The sequence below is a fragment of the Geobacter hydrogenophilus genome (assembly GCF_018501225.1).
Taxonomy (GTDB): Bacteria; Desulfobacterota; Desulfuromonadia; order Geobacterales; family Geobacteraceae; genus Geobacter; species Geobacter hydrogenophilus.
In genome coordinates, this window is record NZ_JAHCZI010000003.1 from 305,619 (window position 1) to 322,179 (window position 16,561).

At 61.4% G+C, this 16,561-nt stretch carries 14 protein-coding genes; 9 read left to right on the forward strand and 5 right to left on the reverse strand.

Features of this window, described 5'->3' with window-relative positions:
* Positions 1 to 44: 44 nt before the first annotated feature.
* The 3 genes from KI811_RS07340 to KI811_RS07350 all read right to left on the reverse strand — a co-directional run bounded on the left by KI811_RS07340 (position 45) and on the right by KI811_RS07350 (position 1,918).
* Positions 45 to 650, reverse strand: coding sequence for a peroxiredoxin (locus KI811_RS07340; protein ID WP_214185818.1), 606 nt, complete (start codon positions 648 to 650; stop codon positions 45 to 47).
* 122 nt (positions 651 to 772) lie between these two features.
* Complete coding sequence (locus KI811_RS07345) at positions 773 to 1,516, reverse strand: ATP-binding protein (RefSeq protein ID WP_214185819.1); 744 nt, start codon at positions 1,514 to 1,516, stop codon at positions 773 to 775.
* 45 nt (positions 1,517 to 1,561) lie between these two features.
* Positions 1,562 to 1,918, reverse strand: a complete 357-nt coding sequence (locus tag KI811_RS07350) for a nitrous oxide-stimulated promoter family protein (protein WP_214185820.1) — start codon at positions 1,916 to 1,918, stop codon at positions 1,562 to 1,564.
* 103 nt (positions 1,919 to 2,021) lie between these two features.
* Here KI811_RS07350 and pcnB point away from each other — a divergent pair, with 103 nt between their 5' ends.
* Entirely contained in the window at positions 2,022 to 3,395 is a 1,374-nt protein-coding gene (gene pcnB / locus KI811_RS07355) for a polynucleotide adenylyltransferase PcnB (protein WP_214185821.1), read from the forward strand.
* Here the strand turns inward: pcnB and KI811_RS07360 are convergent.
* The gene (locus KI811_RS07360; RefSeq protein ID WP_214185822.1) at positions 3,284 to 3,679 is read right to left on the reverse strand and encodes a hypothetical protein; all 396 of its coding nucleotides are present in this window, start codon (positions 3,677 to 3,679) and stop codon (positions 3,284 to 3,286) included. The two genes, pcnB and KI811_RS07360, sit on opposite strands and share 112 nt — an antisense overlap.
* A 218-nt stretch (positions 3,680 to 3,897) precedes the next feature.
* Between KI811_RS07360 and KI811_RS07365 the strand changes: the two genes are divergently transcribed.
* The 7 genes from KI811_RS07365 to KI811_RS07395 all read left to right on the forward strand — a co-directional run bounded on the left by KI811_RS07365 (position 3,898) and on the right by KI811_RS07395 (position 13,433).
* The gene (locus KI811_RS07365) at positions 3,898 to 5,520 is read left to right on the forward strand and encodes a sensor histidine kinase (protein ID WP_214185823.1); all 1,623 of its coding nucleotides are present in this window, start codon (positions 3,898 to 3,900) and stop codon (positions 5,518 to 5,520) included.
* 1 nt (position 5,521) lies between these two features.
* Complete coding sequence (locus KI811_RS07370) at positions 5,522 to 5,884, forward strand: response regulator (RefSeq protein ID WP_214185824.1); 363 nt, start codon at positions 5,522 to 5,524, stop codon at positions 5,882 to 5,884.
* 119 nt (positions 5,885 to 6,003) lie between these two features.
* Positions 6,004 to 8,514: a mannose-1-phosphate guanyltransferase gene (locus KI811_RS07375; protein ID WP_214185825.1), complete on the forward strand. Its 2,511-nt coding sequence runs from the start codon at positions 6,004 to 6,006 to the stop codon at positions 8,512 to 8,514.
* Positions 8,511 to 10,712, forward strand: coding sequence for a glycoside hydrolase family 57 protein (locus tag KI811_RS07380; protein WP_214185994.1), 2,202 nt, complete (start codon positions 8,511 to 8,513; stop codon positions 10,710 to 10,712). The genes KI811_RS07375 and KI811_RS07380 overlap by 4 nt, the downstream gene beginning before the upstream one ends.
* A 27-nt stretch (positions 10,713 to 10,739) precedes the next feature.
* On the forward strand, positions 10,740 to 11,765 hold the full coding sequence (galT, locus tag KI811_RS07385; protein WP_214185826.1) for a galactose-1-phosphate uridylyltransferase: 1,026 nt from the start codon (positions 10,740 to 10,742) through the stop codon (positions 11,763 to 11,765).
* Positions 11,766 to 11,818: 53 nt separating this feature from the next.
* Positions 11,819 to 13,273, forward strand: a complete 1,455-nt coding sequence (glgA, locus tag KI811_RS07390) for a glycogen synthase GlgA (RefSeq protein WP_214185827.1) — start codon at positions 11,819 to 11,821, stop codon at positions 13,271 to 13,273.
* A gap of 4 nt (positions 13,274 to 13,277) precedes the next feature.
* Entirely contained in the window at positions 13,278 to 13,433 is a 156-nt protein-coding gene (locus KI811_RS07395; protein WP_214185828.1) for a hypothetical protein, read from the forward strand.
* 98 nt (positions 13,434 to 13,531) lie between these two features.
* Here the strand turns inward: KI811_RS07395 and KI811_RS07400 are convergent, their stop codons facing one another.
* Positions 13,532 to 15,046, reverse strand: a complete 1,515-nt coding sequence (locus KI811_RS07400; RefSeq protein WP_214185829.1) for a cytochrome c3 family protein — start codon at positions 15,044 to 15,046, stop codon at positions 13,532 to 13,534.
* Positions 15,047 to 15,387: 341 nt separating this feature from the next.
* Between KI811_RS07400 and KI811_RS07405 the strand changes: the two genes are divergently transcribed.
* Entirely contained in the window at positions 15,388 to 16,461 is a 1,074-nt protein-coding gene (locus KI811_RS07405) for a pyridoxal-phosphate-dependent aminotransferase family protein (RefSeq protein ID WP_214185830.1), read from the forward strand.
* The last annotated feature ends 100 nt before the right edge of the window (positions 16,462 to 16,561 follow it).

Consider the following 16,561-nt stretch of genomic DNA (forward strand, 5'->3'; position numbering starts at 1 on the left):
CACGGTCGCCGGACCGTGCCTTTCGTTTCGCTGCGTGGAGGCGGCTACCCTGCGGCATGCTTCGCCAGGTAGTCGGCAACGCCGGCGGCCGTGGGCTTCATGGCCTCGTCACCCTCGCGCCAGTTGGCGGGACAGACCTGGTCGCCGTGGGTTTCCACGAACTGGAGGGCGTCCAGCATCCGCAGGGCCTCGTCAACGCTCCGCCCCAGGGGGAGGTCGTTGATGACGGCGTGGCGGACGACACCCTTGGTATCGATGAGGAAGAGTCCCCGCAGGGCGACGCCGCCGTTCTCGAAGAGAACGCCGAACTGGGTGGCGATCTCCTTCTTCAGGTCTGACATCAGGGGGTACTGGATGTTGCCGATGCCGCCATCTTCCACCTTCGTGTTCTTCCAGGCCAGGTGGGTGAACTTGGAGTCCACGGAGACGCCGATAACCTCGCAGTTCTTGGCCTTGAACTGGTCCAGCTTCTTGTTGAAGGCGAGGATTTCCGAGGGGCAGACAAAGGTGAAGTCCAGGGGATAGAAGAAGAGGATCACGTATTTCCCGCGAAAGCTCGACAGCTTGATGGTGGCGAAGGTGTTGTCGGGCAGGACAGCGTCGGCGGCGAAATCAGGGGCCTCTTTGGTGACGAGGGTACACATGCACATGGTATGGTCTCTCCTTTCGTACGGCGAATGTGGTTTCAACGACAGTGAAAGAGATACCAGTCGCAGTGCCCCTTGTCAATGGAAAAAGACAAAAAGAATCCTGTTTGTCTTGAGTGGTGAATTTATCCCTTAACATCTCCCTGAATGCCGATGGTCACCTCCCGGAAGGGGATATCCTTCCCGCTGGCGGCCAGGGCCTGGCGGGCCGCCATGACGATGCCGCAGCAGCAGGGGACTTCCATCCGCAGGGCCGTGATGCTCCTGATGGAGGAGACCCGGAAGAGTTCGGTCAGCTTCTGGAGATAGGCGTTGTTGTCATCCAGCTTGGGGCAGCCGATGACCAGGGCCTTCCCCTCCAGGAATTCCCGGTGGAAGTCGCCATGGGCAAAGGCGACGCAATCGGCGGCGATGAGGAGATCGGCGTCCTGGAAGTAGGGGGCCGTGGTCGGGACCAGGTGGAGCTGCACGGGCCACTGGCGCAGCCGGCTGGCGATTGTTCCCCCTGCGGGTTGTTCGTCGGCGGGGTGTGCGGGCGCGAAAACCATGGCCCGGGAGCCAGGACAGCCGCCGGCATGATGCCCGTGGGGCTGCGGGGGAGGGGGGGCGTGCTGGGCGAGTTCCCGGCCCGCCCCCTTCAGGTGCTCGTCCACCGCAGTCTCGTCGAATTCGTCCGCTTCCCGCTCAATGATCCGGATGGCGTCCTGGGGACAGTCCCCGAGGCAGGCCCCGAGGCCGTCGCAGAGGTTGTCGGCGGCAAGGACCGCCTTGCCGTTCACGATTTTGATGGCCCCCTCGGCGCAGGCGGGGACGCAGAGGCCGCAACCGTTGCACTTTTCTTCGTCGATCTGTACGATTTTCCGGATCATGGCAGGTATCTCCTTTACACCGTATGTTCGTGTCGTTGATTCGGTTCAGAAAAGAAAATGCAGGAGGTAATCGAGTCGGCCCCGCATGATCATCCGTTTCCCCGAGAAGCCCATGACTTCCCGGATCTTTGCCCGGTACTCCTTGCTGTAGCAGTGGATGCGGCAGCTCTTGCATGAGGGCTTCGGGTCCAGGGGGCATTTGCGGCGTTTCTGGATGCCGTGGGCCAAGAGGGCGGCGCATTCGGGGCAGAGCTCCACCCCCTTGGGGTAGCGGCGCCGCAGCTCCGGAGGGAGGTCAAAGGGGGCGCGCAGGGAGCGGTCGTGGCAGGCGTGACAGTAGACCCTGACAAAATCGACGAGTACCTTCACATCCTTCAATTGCTTGTTCGAGAACGTTTCCATGGGGTCATCATAGGTCAAGCAGGTCGCCCTTGTCATGACCAATGTCAAAAAAACCCGTTTTTGACTGAGCGGGGGCTTTTTGCTTTTGTCCCCGTTGTGTGCTATGAAAACCCCTATGAACAGCGAACCCGTCATCATCCCCCGCCCCGATCATCCCATCTCTCGCTCCCAAGTGAGCCCCAACGCACTCCGGGTCCTCTACCGCCTCAAGGATAACGGTTACATTGCCTACCTCGTGGGAGGATGTGTCCGCGACCTCCTTCTTGGGCGCGAACCCAAGGATTTCGATGTGGCCACCAACGCCACCCCCAACCAGGTGAAGCGGCTGTTCCGCAACTGCCGCCTGGTGGGGCGCAGATTCCGGCTCGCCCACATCCATTACCAGGACGAGATCATCGAAGTGGCCACTTTTCGGGCCTTGACACCTGAGGAGCCCGATGAAGGGACGTCTGTTCAGGATGTCCCGGAAAAGGGGGCCGGCGAGGGGGAGCGCCCCCGGCCGCCCCGCCACGTGGTGAGCGACGAGGGAATGGTGCTGCGGGACAACGTCTTCGGCACCCCCGAGGAGGACGCCCTGCGGCGGGACTTCACCGTGAACGCCCTTGCTTACAACATCGCGGATTTTTCCATCATCGACTATGCGAATGGCATGGAAGACCTGCGGCGCGGGGTGATCCGGACCATCGGCGATCCCCTTGTCCGCTTCACGGAAGACCCCGTCCGGATGCTGAGGGCGGTGCGCTTTTCCGCCAACCTGGGTTTCACGGTGGAGGATGCCACCTGGCAGGCAATCCGGGAACTGGCCCCCGCCATCACCCGGGCCACGGCCCCCCGACTCTACGAGGAAGTGCTGAAGCTCTTCCTCTCGGGCGAGGGAGAGCGGGTCTACCAGCTGCTCCGCCAGGCAGGGCTCTTCAGCTATCTCTTCCCCCGTTTCGGCGCCTGGCTCGACCGGGAGAGCGACGGTTTTCCCCATTCCCAGGTCGGAAAGGCCCTGGAGTGGGCCGACGATCAGGTGGGGGGCGGAGAGCCGGTCTCGCCCCCCCTCCTTCTCGCCCTCATGTTCGGCGAGTACGTGGAGGAACGGACAGCGGAGCTGGTTGAGGCGGGGATGCCGGTGCCGGACGCGGTCAACGAGGCAATGGCCGGCTTTCTCGGCGAGCAGGCGCCGATCATTGCCATTCCCCAGCGGGTCGCGCTCGCCGTGCGGGAGATTCTGCTGATTCAGCACCGTCTCCGGAAGATACCGGGGAAGCGGCCCCAGGGGGTACTTGCCCGCTCGTGTTTTGCCGAGGCCCTGGCCTATCTCCGTTGCCGGTGCGCGGTGACGGGGGAGGGCGGGAAAATTCTCACCTGGTGGGAGCGCTACGCCCGGGAAAGCGTCATGCCGCCGGTGGAGCCGGTGGCTGACGGAGGAGAAGCTCCCCCGAAACGCCGGCGGCGCCGGGGGAGAAGGCGGAAGCCTCCTGCCGCGTGAGTGTTGATGGGATTGCTACCTGTCCGCGGAGAGCCCCTCCTTCCATCGCCGAAGACCCGTTCGATGAAGTTCTCCTTGAGCTCCCTGTCGCGGAGCCGTTCCTCCTCCATCGGCAGGAGGGGGGGAAATGCTCCGTCACCGCGTTGGCGAAGAGCCCCCGTCCCCTTGCCGCCGCCATCCCCTTGCGATACACCGTGACATCGTTGAGTCCCGAGCTTCCCCCGTTCACCCAGGAGGCAGACGCTGACGCCTATTCTCATCAGCGATGGCTTTGACATGATCATCGTTGTAAGTGCCTCCTCTCGAAAAAATATTCATGAATTTTTGTGGAGTGCCGATGAGTATCCAATGAAGAAGCAAGTGTCCAAGCTCTCCATGATGGAGCGGATACTTGATGAGCTGGTTAATTAATAAAACCTTTGCTGTCTTGAAAAGGTGCTGTCTGCTGGTATACTTTGTGCTGTTGTGTCGCGCATAAATCAACCCTCTCGGGAGATGATTAGTGGATTGGGTCTGTTGTTGGCACAGAAAAATAGTTGAACCAGGAGGATGTCCGAATATCGGCGAGGGGGAGGAGGTACTCTACACCTCCTACCAGCGGCGGGTCCTTGAAAAGTGCATCGACTGTCCCAATTTCCGCAAGGACCTGCAGAAGATGCAGGAGTCGGGGAATCCTCTGGGAGAAGTGGTTTCGTTCCTGCTTGGCGAAGTCAGGGAGCAGCGGGGAAAGCTCCAGTCCATGGTCAGTTTCCTCGACAGCCGGGAACGGGAGATCAAGTTCCTCCACGAGATCAGCCTCGTTCTCCAGACCTCCGTCGACCTGGACGAAGTCCTTTCGGTGGTGATGACCGCCATCACCGCCGGCAAGGGGTTCGGTATGAACCGGGCCTTCCTTCTGCTGGCCGACAAGGAGCGAAAATTTCTCCGGGGGTACCTGGGGGTAGGGCCCCGGAACGACGGCGAGGCATGGGCGATCTGGGAGGATATCCAGCGGGATGACTTTACCCTCAAGGAGATGGCCAGGGACTTCTACCAGACCAAGCTTACCTCCGAGAAGCAGAAGTTCCACGATGTCCTCAAGCGGATGACCATCCCCATGGCGGATCCGAACCATGTCCTCGTCAGGGCGTTGCGGGAAAAGAGACCGATCCTGGTGGAGAACGCCTTCCAGAACCCCGAATGCGATCACTCCCTGGTTCAGGCCCTGGGGGTGGACACCTTCCTTGTCACGCCGCTCATCTCTCGCAACCGCCGAATCGGGGTGATCATCTCCGATAACTGCATCACCCGCAAGCGGATCACCCCCCAGGACGTGCAGTCCCTGGAGACCTTCGCTTTCTCCGTAGCCTTCGCAATCGAACGGGCTTCGCTCTACGAACGGCTCCAGGAAGAACTCCTCAAGGTGACGGCTGTCAACGTGAAGCTCAAGGAACAACAGGAGCTGATCGTTAAGATGGAGCGGATGGCCCTGGTGGGGAAGATCACTTCCAGCATCGCCCACTCCATCCGCAATCCCCTCATGATCATCGGCGGGTTTGCCCGCACGCTCCTGCGGGGGGCTGCCGACGACGACCCCAAGCGGGAGTACCTGGAGTCCATTGGCCAGCAGGTGCGCCAGTTGGAGGAGGTTCTGGAGGATATTCTCAACTACTCCGATTCCCTCTACCCTGCCCTGGATACCTGGGACGTGAACCAATTGGTGAGCGCCGTCTGCCGCGAGTTGAACGGCCGGCTCCACGAGCGGCGGGTGGCTTGCCGCCTCCGGCTCGACACGAGCCTGCCGCCGGCCCGCATTGACTACAAACAGGTGGCCTACTGCGTCAGAACCATCGTCAATGCGGCCATGGAAGGTATGCCGGAGGGGGGGGAGATCAGGGCCGAAACCCGTCGGGAAAACGGCTGGATCCTTGTGGAAATATCGGACAACGGCGTCGCCTTGAGCCCGGAACGCATCGATGCCATGACAACCCCCTTCGGCTCCACCGAGGAACTCGGTTCCGGCCTCGGCGTGGCCATCTGCAAGACGATCATGGAGAAGCACGGCAACCTCTTCGAGGTCGACACCCCGCCTGGCGGGGGGACCCGGTATATCATCAAACTACCCGTGAACAGGGAGGAAACGTAACATGGCACGACTGCTGGTGGTGGACGACGAAAGCAGCATCCGGCTGCTCTATTCCCAGGAGCTGGCTGACGATGGACACGAGGTGGCCACCGCCGCCACTGCCGCCGAGGCGGTGGAAAAGATCAAGGAGAGCGAGTTCGACCTGATCGTCCTCGATATCAAGCTCAAGAACGAGAGCGGACTCGACCTCCTTCAGAAGGTCGTCAAGGAACGCCACAACCTGCCGGTGATCCTTTGCACCGCCTTCTCCTGCTTCAAGGATGATTTCTCCGCCTGGCTCGCCGACGGCTACGTGGTCAAGTCCAGCGACCTCACGGAGCTCAAGGAGGAGGTCAAGCGGGTTCTGGCGAAGAAAGGGAAGTAAAGGCAAAAATCATAGAATTCAGGAGTCAGAAGTCAGAATCCAGAAGGTTTTATTCTGACTCCTGACTCCTGACTCCTGAATTCTTTTTGACTACTCTATTCCACCGTAAAGGAGCATCCATGAAAGCAGTCATTATGGCCGGCGGGTTCGGGACCCGCATCCAACCCCTCACGAGCAGCATCCCGAAGCCGATGATTCCGCTGCTGAACCGTCCCATCATGCTCCATATCGTGGAACTGCTGAAGAAGTACGAGATCACCGACCTGGTGATGCTCCTCTACCACCAGCCCGCGGTCATCAAGAACTTCTTCCGGGACGGCACCGACTTCGGCGTGAAGATCACCTACGTCACCCCCCTCCAGGATATGGGGACCGCCGGGGCCGTCAAGTGCGCCGAGAAGTTCCTGGATGAGCGGTTCCTCGTCATCAGCGGCGACCTCCTCACCGACTTCAACCTCCAGAAGATCATCGACTCCCACGAGGACAACAAGGCCCTTGCCACCATCACCCTCACCTCGGTGAAGGACCCGCTCCAGTTCGGCGTCGTCATCACCGACAAGGAGAAGCGGATTACCCAGTTTCTGGAAAAACCGGGGTGGGGCGAGGTGATCTCCGACACCATCAATACCGGCATCTACGTCTTCGAGCCGGAAATTTTCGCCCACATTCCGGAAGAAGAGAACTATGACTTCTCCCAGGACCTCTTCCCGAAGCTCTTGGAGCAACAGAAGCCCCTTTTCGGCTATACCGCCAAGGGGTACTGGCGCGACATCGGCAACACCGACTCCTACCGTGAGGCCCACCACGACATCTTCAAGGGGAAGGTGAACGTGAAGATCGACGAGGCGAAGCAGGATCTGGTGGGGAAGGACCTGCGGCTCGGCAGCGACGTGAATCTGGACGAGCACATCACCCTTGAGGGGACGGTGGTCGTGGGGGACAACTCCCAGGTCTTTGAGAGCGCCCATATCAAGGATACGGTCATCGGCCGCAACTGCACCATCGAGCCGGGGGTCCGCCTCAACCGCTGCGTCATCTGGGACAACGTCTACGTGAAGAAGGGGGCGAAGCTTAACGACGGTGTCCTCTGCAGCAACGTGCGGGTCGGGCACGGGGTCGTCATGGAGGAGGGGGTCATCGTGGCCGACGACACCTCCATCGGCGAAGAGGCCTACATCAAGCGGGACGTGAAGATCTGGCCCCGCAAGGTGATCGAGGCCGGGGCTACCGTCACCGGCAACCTCATCTGGGGTGAAAAGTGGAAAAAGTCCCTCTTCGAGGGGGCCATGGTCAAGGGGCTCACCAACATGGAGCTTACCCCCGAGTTCGTGGCCAAGCTGGGGTGCGCCTACGGCACCATGCTCCCCAAGGGGAGCCACATCATCTCGGGGCGCGACGCCTACCGCTCGTGCCGGATGCTCAAGCGGAGCTTCATCGGCGGGCTCCTTTCCGCCGGGGTCAATGTGCGGGATCTGACCATGGTGCCGATGCCGGTCTTGCGCTACAAGCTCCGCAGCTTCGGCGAGGTGGGGGGGCTCTACTTCCGCCAGGCAATGGATGATCCGGCATCCACCGAGATCGTCTTCCTGGACGGCGACGGCCTCGACTTCTCCAGTTCCATGGGGAAGAACGTGGAGCGGATCTTTTTCAAGGAGAACTTCCGCCGGGCTCACCACACGGAACCGGGGGCCTTGGCCGAGATACCCCAGCAGGTCATGGACTTCTACCGGGAGGGGTTCCTCCACGCCATCGGCAAGGCGCCGCTGAATAAAAAGCAGTTCAAGGTGGTGATCGACTTCAACCACTCGTCGGCCAGCCAACTCCTCCCCGGCATCCTGACCCAGATGGGGTGCGAGGTTATCAGCCTCAACGCCTACGTGGACGAGGAGCGGGGTGTTCAGGCCGTGGCGGATCGCCAGCAGAGCCTAGCCCAGCTCTCCAAGATCGTCGCCACTCTTGAGGCCAATGCCGGCTTCTGGCTCGACCCCGGCACCGAGGGGGTCATCGTGGTGGACGAGAGCGGGAAGGTCTATGAGGGGGCGGAGCTCCTGCCGCTCATGGTGGGGCTTGCGCTCCGCTCGGGCGAGAAGGGTCTCTTCGCGGTGCCGGTGTCGGCGCCATCGGCCATCGAGCGGATGGTCCAGGAGCGCGGGAGCGCCGTGACCCGCACCAAGAGCGCCGACCGGGCCATGATCGAGGCCACCCTCTCCTCCGAGGTGGTCCTTGCGGGGACCATGGACGGCCGTTTCGCCTTCCCGAAGTTTCAGGCCGCCTTTGACGGCATGTTCGCCATCGCCAAGACCATCGAGCTGGTGGCCAAGGGGGGGCTCTCCATCTCGAAGGTGGCGGCGGAGATCCCCCAGCGGGCCTTCTTCCAGACCCGAGTCGCCTGTGTCTGGGACATGAAAGGGGGGATCATGCGGAAGATGAGCGAGGACAGCCTCGACAAGGAGGCGAGCTTTATCGACGGGATCAAGGTCCACTTCGGCGAGGACTGGGCCCTGGTGCTCCCGGACCAGTACCTCCCCTACGTCCACATCGTGGCCGAGGCCCGGGACGCCAAGACGGCCCAGAAGCTCCTCGATGAGTACAAGAAAAAGGTCGAGGGGTGGAAACGGGAACTGCAGTGAGCGCCCCCCTTTCCGTCATATTCGTATGGCACATGCACCAGCCGTACTACAAGGATCCGGTGAAGGGGGAGTACGCCCTTCCCTGGACCTATCTCCATGCCGTCAAGGATTACTTCGACATGGCGGCCATCGTGGACGACACCCCCGGCGCCCGGGCGGTCTTCAACCTGGTGCCGTCGCTCCTGGACCAGATCATCGACTATGCCGCCGGCACGGCTGTGGATCCCTGGCTCATCCGGGGGCGAATGGCCCCCGCCGACATGGCCGAAGAGGACCGGCTCTTTGCGCTAGAAAATTTCTTCTCCGCTAACCGCCAGCGGCTCATCGAGCCGAACCGCCGCTACCTGGAGCTCCTCCACTTGGCCGGCGACGGAACCCAGGTTAAGGTGCGGGAACGGCATCGCCACTTCAGCGACCAGGATCTCCTGGATCTCCAGGTCTGGTTTTTCCTGTCCTGGACTGGCGAGGCGGCCCGTCGTCGCTACCCCGAGTTGAAGGAACTGGTGCGGAAGGGGCGCCACTTCACCGAGGATGATAAGGCGCTCCTCTTTGCCCGCCACGCCGACATCATCAACGGGATAATTCCTCTCTACAAAAAACTCCATGACGAGGGGAAGGCGGAACTGGCCGTCTCCCCCTACTACCACCCGATCCTCCCCCTTCTCTGCGACATGAAGGCGGCAAGCATCGCCATGCCCCGGGCAAATCTTCCGGCGACCCGCTTCCGCCACCCGGAGGACGCCCGGAGCCAGGTGAGTCGGGGCATCGCCCGGTTCCAAGATGTGTTCGGCTTCACCCCGGTGGGTATGTGGCCGTCGGAGGGGTCGGTGAGCGACGAGGCCCTCGCCATCATTGCTGGCTGCGGCATCAAGTGGATCGCCACTGACGAGGAGATCCTCGCCCGGACCCTTCCGGGGGGGCTCGGCCCCGAGCGGGGGGACCTCTACCATCCCTACACCTTCCGCCACGGCGCCCGGGAGCTGAAGGCCTTTTTTCGGGATCATCTCCTCTCGGATTTGATCGGTTTCACCTATTCCTCCTGGGAGACCCACCGGGCGGTGGATGATTTCGTAGGGAGGCTCAGGGGGATCCGGGAGCGGATTCCCGACGCCCGGGTGGTGCCGGTGATCCTGGACGGCGAGAACGCCTGGGAGTACTACCCCGACAACGGCTACGACTTCCTCCGGGGACTCTACACCGCCACCGCCGCCAAGGGGCTTGAGGCGGTTACCTGCTCCGAATTTCTGGCCCGGGAACCGGAACGTCGGGTCATCGAACACATCCACCCCGGCTCTTGGATCAACGCCGACTATGGCATCTGGGTGGGCCATCCGGAGGAGAACCAGGGATGGGACTACCTGGAGCGGGCCCGGGAGGCGGCGGTCACTGCCAACCCGCTGGTGGCCGACCTCATGGCGGTGGGAGGACAGTGGGAGGGGGAGGGGGCCGACGAGGAGCGCATCGCCCGGCTCGTCTGCACCTCCCTCTATGCGGCCGAGGGGAGTGACTGGTTCTGGTGGTACGGCGACGACCACTTCTCCGCCCACAGCGACCGCTTTGACCGCCTCTTCCGCAAGCACCTCATGAACGTCTACCGCCTTCTCGGCCTCGACGTCCCCCGGGAGCTCTACGAACCCATCAAGAAACTCACCCCGGCGGGGCTCGTGCGGGAACCGGCGGCCCTCATCACCCCCACCATCAACGGCAGGGTGGACGACTATTTCGAGTGGCTGGCGGCGGGGCTCGTGGACCTCACCAAGCAGGCATCGGCCATGCACGCCGCCGAAAGCCTTCTCCAGTCCATTTTTTACGGCTATGACCGGGATAACCTCTATATACGCCTTGACGGCCCAACACCGTTGAACCTCGTCATTCAGGAGGGTGATACCCTTCAGCTACACCTGGTCTCCGGGAGCGAGTATCGTCTCGAAATGACTCCGTCCGAGCGGTCTGGCGAGCTCATGGTGAAGGGGGCCAAAGGGTGGAAGAAGGCCAAGGGGCGCTGCCGCTGGGAGATCGGCCCTGTCTGCGAAGCGGCTGTTCCCCTGGGGCCCCTGGGGCTCAAGCCGAAGGGGAAGCTCTTCGCTTTCGTGACCCTCGTCCGCGGAGGCGAAGAGTTTGGCCGCTGGCCCGCCGATTCGCCCCTCGTCCTAGGCTACGCGGGGCCGGAGCTGGATGCGGAGAATTGGCTTATATAACAGGAGCCCCATGAATCTGGAGGAACAATGTCCGAACTAAGATGGGACCCCCTCAAGCAGCACTGGGTGATTATCGCCACGGAACGGGGACGTCGTCCCCGGGATTTCCTCGTGGAGCCCGAGCCCGCCGAGCTGACGAATTGTCCCTTCTGCTACGGCAACGAGGACAAGACTCCCGGCGAGGTGCATGCGGTCCGCCATTCCGGCGGGGCTAATGCCAGCGGCTGGAAGGTGAGGGTGATCCCGAACCGCTTTCCGGTGCTCCGGATAGAAGGGGAGCTCAACAGCCGCGCCTACGGCATCTATGATGTCATGAACGGCATCGGCGCCCACGAGATCATCATCGAGACACCGGACCACAACCGGGGGCTGGCAGAGCTCTCGCCAGCAGAGATCACCGAGGTTCTCAAGGCGTACCGCTCCCGTTTCCTGGACCTGCGCCGGGACACGAGGTTCCGCTACATGGTCCTTTTCAAGAACCACGGCCAGCGGGCCGGCGCGACCCTTTCCCATTCCCATAGCCAGCTCATCGCCGTACCCCTCATCCCCCCGGCGGCAGCCACCGAGCTGCGCGTCTGCCGGGAGCACTACGCCAACAAGGAGCGCTGTCTCTTCTGCGACCTGCTGGACTTCGAGCTCCAGAGCGGCGACCGGATCGTTCGGGAATTCGGCAACTACGTGATCATGACACCCTACGCCTCCTGTTTCCCCTTCGAACTGCGGCTCTACCCGAAGCGCCATTCCCACGACTTCGCCCTGTCCACCGACGGCGAACTGGCCGAACTGGCCGTGGCCCTCAAGGATATGCTCGGCCGGCTCAAGAGCGTCCTCAAGGATCCCCCCTACAACTTCATCCTCCATACCGCGCCCCCACCGCAGCCGCGGCTCGGCAAGCCGGAATTCTGGAGTTCCATCGAATACGACTACCACTGGCACATCGAGCTGGTGCCACGGCTTACCCCCATCGCCGGCTTCGAGTGGGGGACCGGCTTCTACATCAATCCCACCTCGCCGGAGGACGCAGCCACATTCCTCCGGGGGGCTGAGCTGTAAATGCCCGAAGCCTGACATCGCCTATCGACTCTGAGCCGCTGCGAGGCCCGATGATGAAAATCCTTCAGGTTGCATCCGAGGTTGCCCCCCTTGCCAAGACCGGCGGTCTGGCGGACGTGGTCGCCGCTCTCCCCAAGGAGCTCCGGCGGATGGGACACGATGTCCGCGTTGCCATCCCCTTCTACAAGGAGGTGTCGTCGGGGAATCTCCCGGTACGCAAGGCCCGCAAGAGTGCAGAGGTGGAGTTGGGGGGGGAGCTCCACAAGGGGTACCTGCGCCAGACTGCCTTGGGGGAGGTGCCGGTCTACTTGGTCGAAAACCGTGATTTTTTCGGGAGGGACCACCTCTATGGCCCCCCCGAGGGGGACTATCCCGACAATCCCCTGCGCTTCGCCTTCTTCTGCCGCAGCGTGCTCCAGTTCCTGAAGCGGATGGACTTCCGCCCCGACGTGATCCATTGCCACGACTGGCAGTCGGCCCTCATTCCCATCATCCTGAAATACGAACTGGGCCACGACCCGTTCTTCAACCGCACAGCAGTCATCTTCACCATCCACAATCTGGCCTACCAGGGGGTGTTCCCCGCCGACGCCCTCCCGCAGACGGGGCTCGATCCGTCCCTTTTCACCATGGACCGCCTCGAGTTCTACGGTAGCATCAACCTCCTGAAAGGGGCGATCCTTGCCGCCGACGACATCACGACCGTTTCGGAAACCTACTGCCACGAGATACTGAGCCCCGGTCAGGGATGCGGGCTCGAAGGGGTGCTCGAGCGCCGTCAGGCCGACCTTGCCGGCATCCTCAACGGCCTCGACACGGAAGAGTGGAACCCATCCCTGGACCGGCGCATTTTCCGGAATTACTCGTCCAAGTCCCTGGCGGGAAAGGGGGCCGACAAGCGGGAGCTCCAGCGGGAACTGGGGCTCAAGGCGGGAGCGTCGATCCCCATCATCGGCATGGTGGGACGGATCGTGGAGCAGAAGGGGATCGACCTGGTCATCGACCTCCTCCCCCGTTTTGCCGCCGAAGAGCTGCAACTGGTGATTCTGGGCACCGGCGACCTCCGCCTCATGCACCAGCTCCATGAATTCAGGAACAAGGGGGTGAAGAACGTCTCCATCAACCTCGGCTTCAGGGAGCCCCTGGCGCCGAAGATCTACGCCGGATGTGACATGTTTCTCATGCCCTCGCGTTTCGAGCCCTGCGGCCTGAGCCAGCTCATTGCCCTCAGCTACGGCACGGTGCCGATCGTGCGAAGGACCGGTGGCCTTGCCGACACGGTCATCGATGTCACCGCCAATCCCCGGGAAGGGAACGGCTTCTCCTTCACGGAGTTCAGTGCCGATGCATGCTGGGATGCTGTCCAACGGGCACTGGTCGCCTACCGGGACCGGGAGGGGTGGCGCAAGATCATGCGGCGTGGTATGCTCCGTGACGTTTCCTGGCGCAGTGCCGCCGGCAAGTACGAGGAACTCTATCGCACATGTGCGGACAATAGGCGGGGGTAAGGAGATGGGTGACGAGCGCAACGAGTTGGACGAATTGAGCAGGGAGATTCGGAGGGTCATCGAGAACAACCGGAAATTCCTCGACCATGTCATGGACGAGGAGTTTGAACCCGAGGATGCGGAAGAAACAAAGGACGAGGACGTTTTCGAGGAATTGTAGCTCCCGGCCGCTCAACTCGATACTGAACAAAAAAATCCCCCCGGTGGCGGACCTCCGGGGGGATTGTTCGTTCAGCTAAATCAGAGAGTGGCTAGTGCCTAGTGCTTTCCGCCACCCGGCACGTCCTCGCCGCCTGACATGTGGCAGTCGCTGCAGTTGGTCTTGTGGATCTCGTCCCCGATATCCACCGGGTGAACGAACTCCTTCACCTGCTTGCCGGCCGGAATATTCTCCTGGGTCTGGCCGATCATGGTGTGGCACATGTTGCAGTCCTTGGAGATGGTCTTCTTCCCGTCGGTGGACTTGTGCTTGCCGTCGTGGCAGCGGAAGCAGCCGGGGGTGTAGAAGTGGCCGATGTGGTTCGGGTAGGTGTTCCAGGAGACCTTCATCTCGGGGAAGAAGTTCCGGGAGTAGATATCCTTCACCTGGGTCACCGCCTGGTTGATGGCCGCGGCCTTGGTCTTGCTGACCTCTGGGTAATTGGTGGCGTAGTACTCGGGGAGCTTCGCCGCGATGGCGGTAAAGGCCTCTTGCTGGGTCTTGTAGGGCTTCTCCAGAAGTTCAACGCCGACTTTCTTGATGTACGGAAGCGCCGGGTCGATGAGCCCGGAGACGATGTGCTCGTCCATCTCCTGTCCCGGTGACTTGTAGATGTGGGTCGGCCGGTTGTGGCAGTCGGTGCAGTCCATGAGCCGCTTCTTGGCCTTGGCGATCTCATCCCTGGTCAAGGGAGTCTCGGTGCTCATGTACTCCACGAAGGAGCCGTCCTTCTGCTTGACCGCGATGTAGGGGATGTCGAGGCGCTTCTTGTCCCGGGAGATGTAGTAGACCTCGGTGCCGATGTGCCAGTGGATACCCTTGGCATGGGGCGATTTTGGTGCCCCGCCGATGTTGATCAGCATGTTGATCTCGCGGGGGGTGTTCTCCTTGTTCGGGGCGTAGTGATAGAAGACCTTCTGGCGTCCGGCATAGAACTTCTCGGGCCAGTGGCAGTGCTCGCAGGTGTCCCGGGCGGGGCGCAGGTTCTCGATGGGGGTCTCGATGGGGGTCGGATAGCTGTGGGTCGCAACGGCCCATACCTGGCGGAGGCCGGAGATTTTCGCCTTGACGTACCATTCGGCGCCGGGGCCCACGTGACACTCGACGCATTTCACCCGTGCATGGGGAGAGTTCTTCCAGGCCGTGTGTTCGGGAGTCATGACCGTGTGGCAGAGTTCGCCGCAGAAGGTGGTCGACTCGGTGAACTCAAAGCCGAGGATCGACGCCACCGACACGATCAGGACGAAGATGACGCTCGCCAGGACGAAGAAAATGGCGAGTTTGCGCTTGTGGGGATCGTTGAAATCCATCCGGGGGTAGGGGGGGATTTCTTCATCCTCCTTGCGCCGACGGTTCCGGACCATCCACGCGCCGACCGGGACCAGGATGAGCCCGAAGATGAGCATCCCCGGGAAGGCGAAGTAAGTCAGAAGTCCGATGTAGGGGTGTTCGACCCCGGTGATCATCTCCATCGCGAGGAATGCGATGATGAGACCGGTTCCCACGAACGCCAGGAGCAGACCGATGAGGCTGATCGGGTTCCAGAGATAACCTGCCGTCTTGCGCAAAGCCATACCTTTTCCTCCAAATAAAACGCTTTTTTGTTGTGGAATGGTTTATCGTGTTGACACAACCGAATCCAAAGCTCTTAACCTTACCGTCAGACTTGGCAGTTTGTCAAACCTAAAAAAATTGCGTTGAATAAAAGCCTTGCCGGACCGGAGAGAGTATAGAATCGAATGCAGGGTCTGGCTTATGAGTGAATTCTTAAAATGGTGGTTTGCTGTGTGGTGCCTCCCTTGACAGATTGGGCGGATTTTGCTATTTTATCAAGCTCTTGATGCCGCCGTGAATGGGCGCTTCGCAAGGCCCTATCCCCGTATCAGTTTCGATTCCTTCTTCCCGAGGAGACATTATGGCAAAGAAGCTTTTTATCCCCGGACCGGTTGAGGTCCATCCCGATATCCTTCAGGCAATGGCGACCCCCATGGTCGGCCACCGGATGGCGGAGTACGCAACTCTCCATGGCAGGGTGACGACGGGGCTCAAAAAGCTCCTCGCAACCGAGGCGAAGGTTTTTCTCTCGACTTCCAGCGCCTTCGGCGCCATGGAAGGTGCGGTGCGCAACCTGGTGGCAGGGCGCTGCGTCAACTTCTGCAACGGCGCTTTTTCCGACAAGTGGCACGATGTGACGCGCCGTTGCGGCAAAGAGGCCGATGCGGTCAAGGTGGAGTGGGGAAAGCCGATCACCGCGGAGCTGGTTGACGAGGCACTGGCCACGGGAAAATACGACAGCCTTACCCTTATCCACAACGAAACCTCCACCGGCGTCATGTCTCCCCTGCCGGAGATCGCCGCGGTGCTTCGCAAGTACCCTGATGTGGTATCCATCATCGACACCGTCTCTTCCATGAGCGCCCTCCCGATTCCGGTGGACGAATTCGGCATCGACTGCTGCATTTTCGGCGTTCAGAAGGCCTTTGCCCTTCCTCCCGGCCTTGCTGTATTTACGGCGAGCGAAAAAGCCCTTGCCCGGGCCCGCACCGTCGAGGGGCGTGGATACTACTTCGATTTTCTCGAATTCGAGGCAAACGACGCCAAGAACAATACTCCCTCAACCCCGTGCATTTCGCTTATCTATGCCATGGACAAGCAACTGGAGCGGATGTTCGCCGAGGGGTTCGAACAACGCTGGGCCCGGCATCGAGCCCTGGCCGACCTCGTGCGGGGGTGGGTGTCGGACCGCGGTTACGGTTTCTTCGCCGAAGAGGCCTACCGTTCCATGACCCTTACCTGCGCCGTAAACTCCCGTGGCACCGATCTTGCTAGTCTCAAAAAGATGCTTGGCGAGCGAGGCTTCGCCTTTGATGATGGCTATGGCAAGATCAAGGGGAAGACCTTCCGGATTCCCCACATGGGAGATATGCAGCGTTCCGACCTGGAGGAGTTCCTTGCTGTGATTGATGAATGCCTCGCCGTGCTCGGCTAATGAATTTTGTGCGACGCCCTGACTTTTCCTCACCTCCTGCTATACTGTGCTGTGATGAACGAGCCGCTCTCTTCCCCCTGCCCGCGGGGAGATTCGGTAA

Bases quoted from the DNA above. Each gene is read 5' to 3' on its own strand.
- KI811_RS07375 (WP_214185825.1), top strand. From the start codon at position 6,004: ATGAAAGCAGTCATTATGGCCGGCGGGTTCGGGACCCGCATCCAACCC.
- pcnB (WP_214185821.1), top strand. From the start codon at position 2,022: ATGAAAACCCCTATGAACAGCGAACCCGTCATCATCCCCCGCCCCGAT.
- KI811_RS07405 (WP_214185830.1), top strand. From the start codon at position 15,388: ATGGCAAAGAAGCTTTTTATCCCCGGACCGGTTGAGGTCCATCCCGAT.
- KI811_RS07345 (WP_214185819.1), bottom strand. From the start codon at position 1,516: ATGATCCGGAAAATCGTACAGATCGACGAAGAAAAGTGCAACGGTTGC.
- KI811_RS07400 (WP_214185829.1), bottom strand. From the start codon at position 15,046: ATGGCTTTGCGCAAGACGGCAGGTTATCTCTGGAACCCGATCAGCCTC.
- galT (WP_214185826.1), top strand. From the start codon at position 10,740: ATGTCCGAACTAAGATGGGACCCCCTCAAGCAGCACTGGGTGATTATC.
- KI811_RS07340 (WP_214185818.1), bottom strand. From the start codon at position 650: ATGTGCATGTGTACCCTCGTCACCAAAGAGGCCCCTGATTTCGCCGCC.
- KI811_RS07370 (WP_214185824.1), top strand. From the start codon at position 5,522: ATGGCACGACTGCTGGTGGTGGACGACGAAAGCAGCATCCGGCTGCTC.
- KI811_RS07350 (WP_214185820.1), bottom strand. From the start codon at position 1,918: ATGGAAACGTTCTCGAACAAGCAATTGAAGGATGTGAAGGTACTCGTC.
- KI811_RS07360 (WP_214185822.1), bottom strand. From the start codon at position 3,679: ATGATCATGTCAAAGCCATCGCTGATGAGAATAGGCGTCAGCGTCTGC.
- glgA (WP_214185827.1), top strand. From the start codon at position 11,819: ATGAAAATCCTTCAGGTTGCATCCGAGGTTGCCCCCCTTGCCAAGACC.
- KI811_RS07395 (WP_214185828.1), top strand. From the start codon at position 13,278: ATGGGTGACGAGCGCAACGAGTTGGACGAATTGAGCAGGGAGATTCGG.